Annotated in this window: 14 protein-coding genes and 1 tRNA gene; 9 read left to right on the top strand and 6 right to left on the bottom strand. The window is 65.5% G+C overall.

Translation table 11 applies throughout. From position 1 onward, the window contains the following. Positions 1 to 50 precede the first annotated feature (50 nt). Complete coding sequence (locus LC062_RS16955; protein WP_224912214.1) at positions 51 to 422, top strand: hypothetical protein; 372 nt, start codon at positions 51 to 53, stop codon at positions 420 to 422. 98 nt (positions 423 to 520) lie between these two features. After that, entirely contained in the window at positions 521 to 1,225 is a 705-nt protein-coding gene (locus tag LC062_RS16950) for a L,D-transpeptidase (protein ID WP_224912213.1), read from the top strand. Between the two features lie 34 nt (positions 1,226 to 1,259). On the opposite strand, the gene sfsA is transcribed toward LC062_RS16950, so the two are convergent. From sfsA to LC062_RS16935, 3 genes are all read right to left on the bottom strand, one after another. Further along, entirely contained in the window at positions 1,260 to 1,967 is a 708-nt protein-coding gene (sfsA, locus tag LC062_RS16945; RefSeq protein WP_224912212.1) for a DNA/RNA nuclease SfsA, read from the bottom strand. A gap of 75 nt (positions 1,968 to 2,042) precedes the next feature. Then, positions 2,043 to 3,467, bottom strand: coding sequence for a TrkH family potassium uptake protein (locus LC062_RS16940; protein WP_263625760.1), 1,425 nt, complete (start codon positions 3,465 to 3,467; stop codon positions 2,043 to 2,045). A gap of 134 nt (positions 3,468 to 3,601) precedes the next feature. Continuing rightward, positions 3,602 to 3,687 (bottom strand) — tRNA-Leu (locus LC062_RS16935). Between the two features lie 309 nt (positions 3,688 to 3,996). On the opposite strand from LC062_RS16935, the gene map reads away from it, so the two are divergent. Together map and radC are read left to right on the top strand one after the other, a co-directional pair. Then, the gene (gene map / locus LC062_RS16930) at positions 3,997 to 4,830 is read left to right on the top strand and encodes a type I methionyl aminopeptidase (protein WP_224912210.1); all 834 of its coding nucleotides are present in this window, start codon (positions 3,997 to 3,999) and stop codon (positions 4,828 to 4,830) included. A gap of 98 nt (positions 4,831 to 4,928) precedes the next feature. Continuing rightward, positions 4,929 to 5,639: a RadC family protein gene (radC, locus tag LC062_RS16925; protein ID WP_224912209.1), complete on the top strand. Its 711-nt coding sequence runs from the start codon at positions 4,929 to 4,931 to the stop codon at positions 5,637 to 5,639. A gap of 73 nt (positions 5,640 to 5,712) precedes the next feature. Here the strand turns inward: radC and LC062_RS16920 are convergent, their stop codons facing one another. Together LC062_RS16920 and LC062_RS16915 are read right to left on the bottom strand one after the other, a co-directional pair. Then, positions 5,713 to 7,116, bottom strand: coding sequence for an MFS transporter (locus tag LC062_RS16920; protein WP_224912208.1), 1,404 nt, complete (start codon positions 7,114 to 7,116; stop codon positions 5,713 to 5,715). Between the two features lie 290 nt (positions 7,117 to 7,406). After that, positions 7,407 to 7,931, bottom strand: coding sequence for a flavin reductase family protein (locus tag LC062_RS16915; protein WP_224912207.1), 525 nt, complete (start codon positions 7,929 to 7,931; stop codon positions 7,407 to 7,409). Positions 7,932 to 8,336: 405 nt separating this feature from the next. Here LC062_RS16915 and LC062_RS16910 point away from each other — a divergent pair, with 405 nt between their 5' ends. From LC062_RS16910 to LC062_RS16895, 4 genes are all read left to right on the top strand, one after another. Beyond that, positions 8,337 to 8,858 carry a cupin domain-containing protein gene (locus LC062_RS16910; protein ID WP_224912206.1) on the top strand — a complete coding sequence of 174 codons (522 nt, stop codon included), beginning with the start codon at positions 8,337 to 8,339 and terminating at the stop codon, positions 8,856 to 8,858. Positions 8,859 to 8,976: 118 nt separating this feature from the next. After that, positions 8,977 to 9,276, top strand: coding sequence for a Dabb family protein (locus LC062_RS16905; protein ID WP_224912205.1), 300 nt, complete (start codon positions 8,977 to 8,979; stop codon positions 9,274 to 9,276). A gap of 139 nt (positions 9,277 to 9,415) precedes the next feature. Next, the gene (locus LC062_RS16900; RefSeq protein WP_224912204.1) at positions 9,416 to 10,642 is read left to right on the top strand and encodes an acyl-CoA dehydrogenase family protein; all 1,227 of its coding nucleotides are present in this window, start codon (positions 9,416 to 9,418) and stop codon (positions 10,640 to 10,642) included. Then, a complete protein-coding gene (locus LC062_RS16895; RefSeq protein ID WP_224912203.1) occupies positions 10,642 to 12,018 on the top strand; it encodes a carboxylesterase family protein in 1,377 nt (458 codons plus the stop codon). The genes LC062_RS16900 and LC062_RS16895 overlap by 1 nt, the downstream gene beginning before the upstream one ends. On the opposite strand, the gene LC062_RS16890 is transcribed toward LC062_RS16895, so the two are convergent. After that, positions 11,991 to 12,860 carry a PaaX family transcriptional regulator gene (locus LC062_RS16890; protein WP_224912202.1) on the bottom strand — a complete coding sequence of 290 codons (870 nt, stop codon included), beginning with the start codon at positions 12,858 to 12,860 and terminating at the stop codon, positions 11,991 to 11,993. The genes LC062_RS16895 and LC062_RS16890 overlap by 28 nt on opposite strands. A gap of 329 nt (positions 12,861 to 13,189) precedes the next feature. Here LC062_RS16890 and LC062_RS16885 point away from each other — a divergent pair, with 329 nt between their 5' ends. Beyond that, the gene (locus LC062_RS16885; RefSeq protein WP_224912201.1) at positions 13,190 to 15,475 is read left to right on the top strand and encodes a putative bifunctional diguanylate cyclase/phosphodiesterase; all 2,286 of its coding nucleotides are present in this window, start codon (positions 13,190 to 13,192) and stop codon (positions 15,473 to 15,475) included. Positions 15,476 to 15,512 lie beyond the last annotated feature (37 nt).

Raw genomic sequence — 15,512 nt, 5'->3', positions numbered from 1 at the left:
GTGAAACCGCGCCCCTATTTCGGCACATTTTCAACGCCTATACCTGAGCGATGATGATTTCGTTTCGCCGCCGCTGGCGCGCCCTGACCCTGCTGCTCATGCTGGCGGCCCTGCTGAACGCAGGGGCGACCCATGCGCTTGCCCGGTCTGCGGACGGACTGGCGGTTGCGGCAGGTCTTGTCATCGCCCCACAGGGCAGAACTGAAAACGCCACCGACCGGGCCAATGCGGCGCGGCCGGATGGAATGCTAACGCGGTCGATGACGACACAACGCTGCACCGGCGGCCTCTGTGCTCCGTTCCTTCCGGCAAACCATGCCGATGAAACCGCCTTCCTGGCTCCGTCCCCCCCCTTCGAAGCCAGGCCCGACCGGGCCGCCCCGGCGCTGACCCGCCCGGTCGCCACACCGCCTCCCCGGTGAGACGGGCGGGCAACCGCCCGCGCCCTGTCCTCACCGGCCCCGCGCCACACCCGGCGACCCGCCCGTCGCACCCTGTCCCTACATGAGCTCTTGATCCGATGATCCATATCGAAGACGCCGACACGCCCCGTCTCTCGCGCCGCGCGCTGATCGCAGGTGCCGCCAGCCTGGCCGTTGCCGGCTGCACCAACACCGAGCGCCGCCTGTTGCCGGCCGAACCGGCCGGTCCGATCCTCAGCGCCAAGGACCCGTACTACCTGGCAATGTATGGGCCGATGCCGGAAGAGAAGTTCCCTGTGCCGGCCATCAACCTGCGCCGCGTCGACCCAACCTACTATCGCCAGGTGGTCGACTACGCCACCGCCGAGCGGCCGGGCACCCTGGTGGTCGATACCCCCAACCGGTTTCTCTATCTGGTCCAGGAAAACGGCAAGGCCATGCGCTACGGCGTCGGCATCGGCCGCGCCGGCTTTTCCTGGGGCGGACGGGCGCGGATCGCCTACAAGCGCGCCTGGCCGCGCTGGACCCCGCCGGCGGAAATGATCCAGCGTCAGCCGGAGCTGGAAAAATACCGCAATGGCATGGAGCCTGGCCTGCAGAACCCGCTGGGGGCACGCGCGCTCTACATCTTTGAGGGTGGCAAGGACACGATCTACCGGGTGCATGGCACGATGGAGGAATGGACCATCGGCAAGGCGGTCTCCTCCGGCTGTGTGCGGCTCTTGAACCAGGACGTGATCGACCTGGCCTCGCGCGTGCCGAACAACTCGCCCATCGTGGTCATTCAGGGCGCCGCCGCCTGACGCACCCCTTGATCAAAAGCGCCGCCCTTGGAGATCAAAGGGCGGCGACACTGACCAGCCGGTCCGCCACGATCTCCTGCGGCGTCACCCGGCAGCCGATGGCATAGGCCTCCACGCCGCGCCGCCGCGCCGCATCGAAGGCCGCGCCATAGGCCGGGTCGATGTCGCGCGCCAGCGACAGCCGCTCGCAATCGGGCCGCTGCACCAGATAGACCATCGCCGCCCGCGCCCCCTGATCGACCATGTCGGCCATCTCATCCAGATGCTTGGCCCCGCGCGCCGTCACCGAATCGGGAAATTCGGCAAGACCGGGCGTGCGCATCAGGTGCACGTTCTTCACTTCCACATAGGTCGCCCCGCCCGTCTCATCCTCCAACAGGATGTCGATCCGGGAATTGCGCCCGTATTTCACCTCCCGGCGCAGTCCGGCGAAACCGGCAAGCTCGGGGATCAACCCGGCGTGGAGCGCCTCCTCCACCAGCCGGTTGGGATGGGCCGTGTTGATACCGACGAAGGCGCCATCCGCCTCCACGATCTCCCAAGAGTATTTCAGCTTCCGCTTGGGATTGTCCGATTGCGACAGAAAAACCCGCGCCCCCTCGTCCTTCAATCCGAGCATCGCGCCCGGGTTGGCGCAATGGGCGGTGACCTCCTCGCCGGTTCCATCGAGCACCACATCGGCGAGGAACCGCTTGTAGCGGCGCAACAACCGCCCGGGAATCAGGGGAGAGGAAAACAGCACGTCGGGAGAACCTCCAGCGAAAAAGCATCCGCGCCACAGCCAGACATCGGCAAGGCGGAAACATCTTGAGAAAGATCAGCGCGACCAGAAGTCCGGGTCAAGAAGCACCAGAACGGTGAACAACTCCAGCCGGCCCATCAGCATGGCAAAGGACAGGATCCATTTCGCGCCATCCGGCAGGGAGGCGAAGTTGCCCGAAGGACCGATGATCGGCCCGAGCCCCGGCCCGACATTGCCCACCGCGGTCGCCGCAGCCGACAGGGCGGTCACAAGATCCAGATCGAAGCTGGCGAGCATCAGGGTGATCACCCCGACGGTGCCCATGTAGACCACGAGGAAGGCCAGCACCGAGAAGGATAGTTCATTGGTCAGCCGGGTCTTGCCGTATTCCTCCGCCAGAACCCGGTTCGGCCGGACCATGCGCCGCAGATGCGCCCGGACGGTGCCGAAGAACACCAGGAAGCGGAACATCTTGATGCCGCCGGTGGTCGATCCGGTACAGCCGCCGACGAACTTCAGAAGCAGGGCCAGAACGACGATCGGCGGGCCCCAGGTGGTGTAGTCGCCATAGGCATAGCCGGTGCCGGTCACCACCGAGATCATGTTGAACGTGGCCATCCGCACCGCATCGCCGAACGGCACCCGGTGCTGCAGCCCGAGATAGACGGTCACCACCATGCAGACCAGCGCGACGAAGCCGAGAAACGCGCGCACCTGCGGATCGCGCCACAGGGCAATCGGCTGACCGCGCAGCGCCTGGATGATCAGCACGAACGGCAGCGAGCCGATCAGCATGAAGGTGATGGCGACCCAGGCCGTCACCGGATTGGCGAAATAGCCGAAGGACAGGTCATGGGTCGAATAGCCGCCGGTGGCGATGGTGGTGAAGGCATGGTTGACCGCGTCGAACACGCTCATGCCGGTGCCCCAGAAGGCCAGCGCGCACATGACGGTCAGGAACAGGTAGGACACGCCGATCAGCCGCACCAGCTCGATGGAGCGGGCGACGATCTTCTCGCTCCGGTCGGAGTTTTCGGTCTGGAACAGCTGCATGCCGCCGATCCGCAGGAACGGCAGCAGCACGATCGCCATGACGATGATGCCGACCCCGCCCATCCACTGCATCAGCGAGCGCCAGACAAGAAGCCCCGGCGGCAACCCGTCAAGACCGGAGAGCACGGTGGAGCCGGTGGTGGTGAAGCCGGACACCGCCTCGAACACCGCATCGGCATAGCCGACGCCGAGCCAGAGGAACGGCAGCGCGCCGAAGGCCGGCAGCGACATCCACGCCAGTGTCGTCAACACGAAGGTCTGGCGCATGTTGAGGCCTTCGGCCAGCGCACCGCCGACCGCGACCGACAACAACAGGCCGACCAGCCCGGTGACCAGCGACGACATGACGAAGGCCTGCCAGTCCGCGTTGCGGGCGGCGACGTCGACAATCGCCGGAATCAGCATGGCGGTCGCCAGCCCCACATAAAGGAAGCCGAGAACGTTCAGCACAGGGCGCAATGAAATCACGTCCGGATCGTCCCTCGTCGTCTACATGCTGCCAAGCGAAGCATGTCGCCCGAACCGATTGCCATTGCCACCATCGTGGCCGTTGAAACTGTCCGCCCGGCTGGGCGGGAACCTGGTGCGGACGGCGGGACTCGAACCCGCACGGCGCATGGCCGAGGGATTTTAAGTCCCTTGTGTCTACCGGTTCCACCACGTCCGCGCGTCTCCTGCCTACCCGCAGGACGCCCCCCGCGCAAGAGGCAGGAGCACCACGGCCCCGACAAGGAAATAAGGCCGCACCTCCCTTCAACCCGATTGCACCTCCCACACCGGCGATTTATGGCTATATAGAAGGAACACTCTGGCGCTCCCGCAACGCGCTCGCAGCGGCCTCGCACGACGAGAACCGCGCCCGATATCCGGGTGAAGGCCCGATAATCGGGTGAAGGAACGCGGTTCCACCGAAGGCGACAGGCCTTTTTGCGGAACGCAAGCGCCCGCCAGGCAACAGACAGCACACGGGATCACGATGGTCACTTACATTGACGCCGCGACGGCACCGCTGAAGAACACCGGGCAGATCCGGCTCTACGGACCGGAGGATTTCGAGGGCATGCAGCGCGCCGGACAGTTGACGGCCAGGTGCCTCGATGCCCTCGTCGATTTCGTCCAGCCCGGCGTCACCACCAACCAGATCGACGCCTTCGTCTTCGACTTCGGCGCCCAGCACGACGCGATCCCGGCGACCCTGAACTATCGCGGCTACACCAAGTCCTGCTGCACCTCGATCAACCACGTGGTGTGCCATGGCATCCCCAACGACAAACCGCTCAAGGACGGTGACATCGTCAACATCGACGTCACCTACATTCTCGACGGCTGGCATGGCGATTCCAGCCGCATGTATGCCCTGGGAAAGCCGAAGCGCGCCGCCGAACGGTTGATGGATGTGACTTACCAGTCGCTCCTGCGCGGCATCGAGGCCGCCCGCCCGGGCAACACCACCGGCGACATCGGGGCGGCGATCCAGACCTATGTGGAGGCCGAGCGCTGCTCCGTGGTGCGTGATTTCTGCGGCCATGGGGTCGGCCGGCTGTTTCACGACATGCCGAACATCCTGCATTACGGGCGCCCCGGCGAAGGCGTGGAGTTGAAGCCGGGCATGATCTTCACCATCGAGCCGATGGTGAATCTCGGCCGGCCGCATGTGAAGGTCCTGTCCGATGGCTGGACGGCGGTCACCCGCGACCGCTCACTGACGGCGCAATACGAGCACTCGATCGGCATCACCGCCGATGGCTGCCAGATTTTCACCCTGTCGCCGGCAGGGCTGGACAATCCGGTAGATCGCCCGGCAAGCTGAAGCCCCGCTGCGGATCATGATCCAGATGCGGGCATCACCTCCGGCTGGCCCTTCCGAAACGGATGTCCCCGCCCAGCCCTGCCTCACGGAGACCGGCCATGAGCGAGGATGACAGCGGATTTGCCGAAGCCGCCGCTCAGCCGCATTACCATGGCCATCGCGACCGGCTGCGCCAGCGGTTTCGCGATGGCGGGCATGAAGCCCTGCAGGATTACGAACTGCTGGAGCTCTTGCTGTTCTCTCCGATCAAGCGGGCGGACACCAAGCCGATCGCCAAGGCGCTGATCGCCCGTTTCGGCTCCTTCGCCGAGGTGCTCGCCGCCCCGCCTGCCCGCCTCAAGGAGGTGCGCGGTGTGGGCGATCGGGTGGTCGACGATCTGAAGCTGGCCCATGCGGCGGCGGAGCGTTTCCTGCGGGTGAAGGTCCAGGGCAAGCGGGTGCTGTCCTCCTGGTCCGCCGTGCTCGATTACGTGCGCACGGCCATGGCCTTTTCCGATCGCGAGGAGTTCCGCATCCTGTTCCTGGACAAGAAGAACGCGCTGATCGCCGACGAGGTGCAGCAGCGCGGCACGGTCGACCATACGCCGGTCTATCCGCGCGAGGTGCTGAAGCGTGCGCTGGAGCTCTCGGCCAGCGCCATCGTGCTGGTCCACAACCATCCCTCGGGCGACCCGACGCCGTCGCGCGCCGACATCCAGATGACCAATCAGATCGCCGAGATCGCCAAGCCGCTCGGCATCGTCCTGCACGACCACATCATCGTCGGACGCGAGGGCCACGCCAGTTTCCGCGGGCTGCAACTGCTGTAGGAAGACCGGCCGGCTCCGAAGAACCGGCCGGCCCATACCGAGCCATCAGCCCGGTTGCGTTTCGCTCCCGCCGTCAGGCTGCGGGGCGTTCGGCGAGGCTGGCGCCGGAGAACTCGGCCTCCTCTTCGCTGTCATCGCTCAGATCCTTACCATTGGTTTCCGGCGACACCACGGTGGCGACCAGAACCAGGAAACAGAGCACGATGAGATAGATTTCAAACAGCCAGGGCTGACCCGAGGAATACAGCCATGCCTGCAGGTACGGCGCCGTTCCCCCGGTCACCGCCCCCGCGACCGAGAACGGCAGCCCCATTGCCACGGCACGAATATGGGTTGGGAACTGCTCGGGGAAAAATGCCGGCATGATGGCCGTCGGCGCCGAGATCAGCAGCATGCCGACGCCCATATAGACGGCAAGGCGCCAGATCTCGCCCTCGCCGCCCGACAGGATCAGCGACAGCGGGATGATGGCGATCATGGATCCGATCGAGAAGACATACCAATTCAGCTTCCGGCCATAGCGATCCGAAATGCGGCCCCAGGCCATGAGGCAGAGAATGAAGAAGATGTTGGCGGCCACGCCGACCCACATCACCGGCCCCGGATCCATGCCGAGGGCCCCGATGGCGAAGGTCGGCGCCATCACCGCCCACACGTAGTAGAGAACCGTACCGCCAGCGGAAAGCGCGAAGACGCGCAGGCACGCCCGGCGATACTTCCACACATTGGCCCATCCCCCCTGGCGCGCGGCACGTCCCGGCGCGGCCGCCGCCTGCTCGGCCGCCTCGGCCTTGGCCCGGAACATGGGCGTCTCATCCAGATGACGACGCAGGTAGAGCGCATAGACCCCAAGAACGCCGCCGATCACGAACGGGATACGCCAGGCCCACTCCTCGACGCCACTCGCCCCGACGGTGCTGGTCAGCCCCGCGCCGAGCGCGGTGGCGCACATGACGCCGATGGTGACGAAGACAAACACGGTCGAGGACCACGCCCCCCGCTTGTTCGCCGGCGCCATCTCGGTGACATAGGTGAAGGAGGAGACGACCTCACCACCATGTCCAAACCCTTGCAGCAGACGCCCCACGAGAAGGAAAACGGCAGCAGCGGCCCCAATGCTGCCGTAGGTGGGCGAGATGCCGATGAGCAGGCTTCCAGCCGCCGTCAGGAGCATGGCGAAGGTCATCGCGGGACGGCGCCCGCGACGGTCGGCGAACCAGCCGAAAAACACCCCGCCCAGCGGGCGCATGAAAAAGCCGGCGGCGAAGATCGCCAGGGTTCCCAGCAGATCCGTCAGCGGATCGTCACTGCGGAAGAACTGGCGCGCGAAATACGGCGCGAAGATCGAATACGCCGCCCAATCGTACCATTCGAGCGCATTGCCGACACCGACGCCGACAATGATCTTGCGCTTCTCGCGCCCGCTTGGCAGCGAGGATGAAACAGATGTCTGAGTGCGTGAAGTAGCTGTTGTCATAGCATGTCTCCATGACTTGAAGGCAGCCGAGCGACAGCGCTCCCGCCAAAGGCAGGTGACGCGCGCCACACGGGCTCGCGGAAATCCGATTGACGTGATGGTGGGGGAAAACAGGCGACGCACCGCCCAGCGCGCCTTGATGCCAAGGACGACAAAGCCAGTCAGGCACCCGCTTTCAGGCACCCGCTCCGGAAACGGTCGCTCCGGAAACGGTCGCTCCGGCAGGCCTTTCAGGCAGACCTCTGCCGCCCGCCGGCGCGCGTCACGCCTTCTCCCACGCGCGCGTGACGCTACTGCGCCGTCATCCCCGCCGGTTCCATGGCGAGCTGCGTGAACCGGGAGCCGTGAAACACCAGCGGCGCGGTTTCTCTTGCGACCTCGAGGTCGTGAATGAACAGCAGGACGGCGTCGTGATCGCCCGTCGCATGCACATCATGGACACTGCATTCGAAATAGGCGGCAGACCCCAGGATGCGGATCGCCCCTGTCGGACTTGCGACCCGCTCGACGCCGGAAAAACGCTCCGATCTGTTCCGGCCTGCCAATTGCCGGCAGGTCTCCGCATGATCGACACCGAGGATCGACACGCCAATGCGCTCGGCCTGGGACAGCAAGGACCATGTGGACGACGATTTCTGAACGAAAACCGCCGCAAGCGGCGGGTCCAGCGAAACCCCGACCGTGAAGCTCGATGCCACCAGGACCTGGGGCTCCCGGTCGATCTCCGCCGCCAGGGCCGCGACCCCGGACGGGAAATGGCTGAACGCCTCCCGCAATCTCTGCTGCCCAATGGCAGACACCAACGCAACAGTCATGATGAATGTCCTCCTCCTCGAACTCCCATGCTCCCGGCGCCAAGTCGCCCCCCGCGAGCACCCAACAATCTCATTCCGAAGTTTTTGCGGGCGTCAGATTTTCACAACTTCAGAACCCGCCCGTGCACTTCCCGCCCTACGGAGCGCAGGACGCCTTCGAACGCCGGAGCCAGAAACCACATCCTGAAAGGCGCGTCTCTTCCTTCACTATTTTCGCAATCTCATGGCGAAAAACGCATTTCCGGCCCGCCTACGCCCCCCTTCCGAACCGCCCCTCCTCAAGAGCGGCCCGACAAGCTGAACGTCCGATAGTTTAGGTCTAATATATCATTTAATTTGCGTTCGCAATATTTTTGACATATCAAAAAAACGGACGCCGATTGGCGGCGGAGGAGAGGAGAAGCCATGACCACCGACCCCACAAAGCCGGAAAACCGAATCTTCGTGATCCGCGAGGCGGAGCGAGAGAACCTTTGGTTCCTTGGCGACCTCATCCAGCCGATCATCACCACGCAGATGACAGAGGGCCGTTTTCAGCTCGCCCTGACCCACTCCAAGGTCGGGTCGGAACCGCCGCTGCATGAGCACAATGGAGAGGATGAGATCTTCTACCTTCTGGAAGGGAAGATCTCCTTCTGGTCGGCCGATGCCGCCGTCACGCTGGGACCGGGCGACTGCATTCTCATGCCCAAGGACGTGCCGCACATCTTCCAGGTCGACCCGGACTCCGAAGCGAAATGGCTGGTCATGTCCGCTCCCGGAGGCCTTGACGAGTTCTTCCGGGCGGTGGCCATCCCCGCCGACTACGCCGCACCGCAGGCGGGATGGAAGATGGACGAGGCCACTGAAAAACGCCTGACCGATGCCTGCGACCGCTTTGGCATCACGCTGATCGGCCCTCCCGGCACCCGCCCCCAGGCGATCTGATCGCCCCGGCAATCGGGACCGCGCCAGGAGGACCGCTTCCGGCGCACCGCATCTCGGGAGGATGTCGTGGCGCGCATCCTCCCGCCGGAAGCCCCACCGCAAAGACGGGTTCGATGTCATGTACACCCATATCGTCCTGCTGAAACTGTCTGGACTGGACGCCGATTTTCACAGCCAGACCGAGGCGCTCATCTCAGAGCTGAAACAACAGCTCCCTTATGTCCGCAGCTACGCCTTCGTGAGGAACGAGGCACGCCGGTCGTCGGGATACGACTGGGCGATCCTGTCCAGCTTCGACACGGCGGCGGACCATGAGCGCTATCAGGCGTCCCCAATGCACCGAAGGATCCAGGACTTCATGGAGCGCTACATCGACGGGCTCATCGTCTGCGATGCCGCGACCGCCCCGGCGCCCTAGGGTCTGGACCGACATTTCCAAACCACTGTGACCGGGGGCCTCGGGGAGAGGACCGCATCGCGGCGAAGGACCGTCGCCCCCAGCCATCTTCATCAAACCCGGCGCCCGACGCCGGAGACGTTGCGACAGGAGGAACACAATGTCTCACGCTCTTGCTTCCCAGCTCAGCCCTGTGACCATGCGGCACGCCCCCTCGGCTGAGGACACCGCCCGTATTGTCGAGAACATCCACCGGATCGGCCCGCTGCTGCGCGAAAACGCGCTGCTCGCCGATCGCAATCGGGTCCTGCCGCAGGAAACCGTCGACGCTTTGGAAACGACCGGCGCCTGGCGCATCTCGACCCTGAAGCGCTATGGCGGCGAAGAGGGCGGCGCCGCCATGCTGCTTGAGGTGGCAAGGGCGGTTGGGTACTACGACCCGGCGGCGGCCTGGTGCGTCGTCATCTCCAACGGCTCCGTCATGCTGGCCAACCGTTTCAGCGACGAGGCGCTGGACGAGGTCTTCGCCGATGGCCCGGTCCGGGCCGCGTCGATCTTCGCCCAGCCGCAAGGCACGGCCGTCCCCGACGGCGATGGATGGCGGATCAACGGCAAATGGCCCTTCGCCTCCAACAGCTCCCATTCCGAATGGGCGCTCGGCATTCTCTTCATCAAACGCGATGCGGAAAGCGAGCCCCAGGTCGGCTTCGTCCTGATGCGGCGCGGCGAGTACGAGGTCAAGGACACCTGGTTCACCCTCGGCATGCGCGGCACCGGCTCCAACACCATGGTGGCGGAGGACCTGTGGGTCGCCAACAACCGCGTGATCACCTTCGAGGATCTCATGGGCACCGGGCCGGAGCGTGACCCGCACGCCACCTTCGGCCGCCGGCTGACCCCGCATCTGGCGATGTCGACCACAATCCAGTCCCCGTCGCTCGGCGCCGCCTATGCCGCGCTCGACTACGTGACGGAGATGTCGCACAAGCGCGGCATCACCTACACCTGCTACACCAAGCAGACCGACTCCGGCGCATTCGTCCAGAACCTCGGAGCCGCCAGCATCAAGATCGATGGCGCGCGGCTCTTGCTGGAACGGGCGGCGGCCCAGATCGACGCCGCCGCATCCGGTACCGACCCCATTCCGCTTGCGGTGCGCGCCCGTCACCGCGCCGGGATCGGCCACGCCGGACATGAGCTCGTCGACGCGGTGAACGACCTGTGCTGGCTCCATGGCACCGCCGCCTTCGCCGAGAACAGCCTGCTTGGCCGCATGTGGCGCGACATCAACACCGGGACCCGCCACGCCTCGATCACCGCACCGATGGGCTACGAGCTGCACGGCAACGGACAGACCGGCACCGACTACATTTCCCTGAAGCTCTAATGGCTGACCGTCCCGGACGTCCCTCCGCGCGCCTGCAACACGATGGCGTGAAAGTCGATGCGTGGTACGGGCTGAGATACGCAGAAACGCCGGCCCGGTTCGCGCCCCCCGCACCAGCGGGGGGCCGCCTTGAAGTGGAGACCTTGAGCGAGGTCCCCATCTTCCCCCAGCGCCCCAGCCGGCTGGCGGCGGCCATGGGGACCGGGCGCCCCAACCCGCAAGCCGAAGACGCCTTTTTCATAAATGTCTGGGCGCCTTCGGACGCGCAGGGCTTGCCGGTTCTGCTCTTTGTCCACGGCGGTGCCTGGATGACCGGCGGCGGCGCGATGGACTGGTACGATGGCCGGGTCCTGGCCTCCAGAGGCCTTGTCGTCGTCACGGTCAATTATCGCCTGGGCGCGCTCGGCCATCTGGGGCGGAACGATGCCCATGCGCTGCCGCTGCCGGCCGCCGATCTGCTGCAGGCGCTGCACTGGCTGCGGGACCGCACTCACAGCTTCGGCGGCGATCCGGATCGCATCACCGTTGCCGGACAATCGGCGGGCGGCTGGTACGCGCATCTGCTGTCCGTTCTGCCGCAAACGCGCGGATTGCTCCATCGCGTCAGCCTGATGAGCATGGGGACGCGGCGACCCTGGTCGCCGCGGCGGCAGGCGGATGTCACCCGCAAGACAGCCGAATACCTCGGCGCGGCGGAGATCGACCACGCGCCCGTGGACGAGGTGATGCGCGCGGGGCTTCAGGCGCTCGGAGCCACAGCCCCGCCCCCCGCCCTCGGGCACGCCCCTTCCGCGTTCCTTCCCGTTGCCAGCGCGGCGGTGCCGGATCGGTTGTTCGATCCGGAATGGGCCGCCAAGGCGTGCCATGCCGAAGCGGTCAGTCTGCGCACGACGGCGGAGGAAAGCGCCATGTTCCTCTTCACATCGCCGGACCATAAAAACGCGACGCAAGCGCAGGTCGACGAAGCCCTGTCCAGCTGGGCACCTGAAGATCTGCCTGCCACGCTCCGCCGCGACGGCGCCTACGCCGGCGACACAAGTGGCCTTTCGCCCTATCGCCAGCTTGTCGCCGCCTCCTCCTGGCGCCAGTTCCAGCGGTTTCCGGCCCAGTACCACGCGGCCTTGCGCGAACAGGGCCATCGCTCCCATCTGGAGATCTTCGCAGAAGAGAGCGCCATGCCGGGCCTGCACAGCGGCCATTGCCTCGATCTGCCGTTTCAGTTCGGCCGCCGATGCGCCTGGGACGACGCTCCGATGCTGCAAGGGTGTGATGCGGAACGCTTCGAAGCGGTGTCCCGCCGGCTGATCGGCGGGCTGGTCGCCTTCGTCACGGGAGAGGCCCCGCGCGATCAGGCGCCGATCACCTCATCGACATAGCGTTCCGACATCGGCTTCAGCACCCGGTTGAGGTCGGCGAAAACCCTGCGGGCGGTGATGCCGATCCAGTCGGACGGCAGCAGCTCGGGCGGCAAGCCGGGATCGAGAAACGGCAGGCGGCGCCATTGGGTCACCATCGGCACATAAAGGCGGAAGGCTTCGCGCTGGGCCTCCTTGCCCTCGGGCGGCAACGACGACCAGCGCGCCAGCTCCGGCTCAAACGCATCCAGGAAGGCGCGGTAGTCGCTGGCCAGTTCGTCGAGATTCCACCACCGGGCCACCTTGGCCCGCAAGTCGCCGGAACCGATCGGCTCGGAGACGAAGAACTCCACATAATCGGACAGCTCATGCACCTGCATGTATTCGAGCGCTTCCTTGCGCAAACGGATCGGCGCGATGCACAGACCGGGCGCGACCGTGCCGAACCCCATCCGCGCCAGCCCGGCACGGATCTTGTGACGTTTCCTGCGCTCACTTTCCGGGACAGAAAACGAGGCCAACAGCCACGGATCGCCGATACTTGCCGCGCGCGGACAGAAGATGCGCTCATCGCCCGCCACCATATGCGGCTCAAGATCGCTTGAGAGCAGATAGCCATTGGCACCGCCGACCTTCTGGCTTGCCAGCACCCCTTTCGTCTTCAGCCGGGAAATCGAGGAGCGCACGCTGGCGGGCTCGTAGCCGAGTTCGGAAAGAAGCCGCACCAATGCGGCGACCGGTATGACCTTGCCAGCGGGCCGGCCGTAGAGGCCGAACACCGTCACGATATACCGATGGTGCGCCGGTTGTTCGTGGCCACCCGGTTCCCGTCCGGCAAGGATTTCATCGACGGCGCTCGACAAACGACACTCCTGTCTGCGCTCCCCGACACGGCAATGCCAAACCGACCCGTTCCGCCCCCCTCACCTGACCAGGATCTTTGGAAAACCGAAACGCGATGCCCCGCGCGGGAAACGCGCTTGAAACTCATCTTGCTGTTCCACTAATCGCTCACGCTCGCGAATGCCAGCCCCTGCAAGGCGCAAACGGAATTCCCCCAAGGAAGCGGCCGGCATCCTCCCGCCGCGCGCCGCCGGGAAAAGCCTTTCTTTTCTAAACAGGGGTTAACCACGCCTCCACGCTAATTGTTAAAACTAACATGCAACCTTGCCGGTACGCAGGTGAGGTCTGGATGACGCCCAAATTTTCAAATGACGGTACGCGCCTGGCGAATACCATCCTGTTCCCGGTTGTGGGACTGGTGTTGGTCGCCATTGCGTTTTCCGTCACTCTGATCATCTATACGTCGAGATCGGCCGATATCGCTGCCATGCACAGCGAACGGGACCTCTTGCGCGGCAGCACCCGCCTGCAACTCCAGATGATGGCCAAGGAGCAGGAAGGCGTCGCCGTCTGGGACCAGGCCTTTGTTCATTCCCGCCCTGAGAGCCTCGACACCAGTTGGCTCGATGTCAACATCGGCCGCTGGCTGTTTCAGAACCACGGCCACGAACGCTCGCTGGTGATCGACGAGGACCGTTCGGTGATCTACAGCGCCGCCAACGGCCTGTGGAGCCGCCCCGCCGACACGGCCGAACTGGTCGACCAGATCTGGCCCCTGATCACTCGCACGCGGGCCCGCTTCATCAACGGCTACACCCGGCTTTCCTCAGGGATGTCCGTTCTGGAACGCCCCGCCGCCGGCTTCACCCGCTCGATCCACGAGATGGGCTTCGTCGCACTCGATGACCGCCCTGCCTTCGTCTCCGTAACCGCCATTGCCCCGGAGGTGAAACGCTTCGTCGCCACCCGCCGTCCGCCCGCCGTGCTGGTCAGCATCAAGAAGCTGGACGCAAACCGCCTGGAAGCCCTGGCCCGCATGTCCGGAATCGACCGGCTTCAGGTCGCCTCTCCGGCGGCTTCCTCGTCCGCCCCCATCTCGGACGAGACCGGCGCATATCTGCTGAAAAACCCCCGCGGACAGATCGCCGGCCGGCTGATCTGGCGCTCGGCAACCCCCGGCTCGGCGATCCTGTCCGGTGTCGGCCCGGTGCTGTTGCTGCTGGCCGCCGCCATCGCAACCCTTACCGGGCTGGTGCTGTTCTATATCCGCCAGACCACCCGCCGCCTTGCCCGCAGCGAGGCCAGCGCCCAGCACGCGGCGATGCATGACAGCCTGACCGGCCTTGCGAACAGGGATTTCTTCGCCGCCCGCTTTCGCGCGGAGCTGGCCGAATGGCAAAAGACCCATGGCGCGATTGGCGTAATCTACGTCGACCTCGATCACTTCAAGGACATCAACGACACCCTGGGACATGCCGCCGGCGACGAGGTCATCCGCGAGGCGGCGCGGCGGCTTCGCATTCTCGTTCCGGACAACGCCACCATCGCCCGCATCAGCGGCGACGAGTTTGCCCTGCTCCTGCCCGGCTGCCCCGGCCGCACGGCGCTGGAGGCGGTGCTGAAGCGCATGCAGAGCCGCTTCGCCGTCCCGATGTACATCGGCGGGAGCCATCTCTACATCAGCCTCAGCGCCGGTGCCGCGATCGCGCCGGAAGACAGCCTGTCGATGGGCGAACTCCTGCGCAAGGCCGACATCGCCCTCTACGCGGCAAAGGCGGACGGGCGTGGCCGCTGGGCCTTCTTCGAACAGAGCATGGAAGAGCAGGTACGCACCCGCGAGAACCTCGCCCATGCGCTGCGCCGGGCGATCGACGACGAACGCCTGCATGTGCTGTACCAGCCGCAAACCACCATCGACGGGCGCACCGTGCTCTCCGTCGAGGCGCTGCTGCGCTGGACCGATCCGGAGATGGGCGCGATCAGCCCCAGCGTGTTCGTGCCCATTGCCGAGGAAACCGGCCTGATCAACGACCTTGGCCTTTATGTGCTGCGCCAGGCCTGCACCGACGCAAGGGCCTGGCCGCATCTCGGCCTCGCCGTCAACGTCTCCCCGACCCAGTTCCGCCATCCCCGCTTCATCGACGACCTGCGGGAAACCCTGGAGCAGGCGGGCTTCGACCCGGCGCGGCTGGAAATCGAGGTGACCGAGACCGTGTTCGCCACCAGCAGTCCGGAGGTGATGGAAACCCTGACCCGGGTGCAGGAGATGGGCGTGCGTGTGGCGCTCGACGACTTCGGCGTCGGCTATTCCAGTCTCAGCTACCTGCGCCGGTTTCCCTTCAACACCCTCAAGATCGACCGCAGCTTCATCGCCGACCTTGAAATCGGCGCCCACGCCCATTCGATCCTGTCGACGATCATCGACCTGGGCGAGGCGCTTGGCATGAAGGTGGTCGCCGAAGGCATCGAAACGGCGCAACAGGTCGCGATCCTGCAGCGCACCAATTGTGACAAGCTGCAAGGGTTCTTCATGTCCCGCCCGGTGCCTCCGGAGCAGATCCGTGGGGTCGAGGACCGACTGGCGGCCGGGCAGCCGGTTGCCGCCGCCGGCGCCGCACTGACCATCAGCGCCTGAGCCGCCGCGCCCGGACCAGAGGCCGCGCGAGGAAGGC

The organism is Stappia indica (genome assembly GCF_020177335.1).
In the GTDB taxonomy this organism is placed as follows: Bacteria; Pseudomonadota; Alphaproteobacteria; order Rhizobiales; family Stappiaceae; genus Stappia; species Stappia indica_B.
This window is presented reverse-complemented; position numbering and strand designations above follow the sequence as displayed.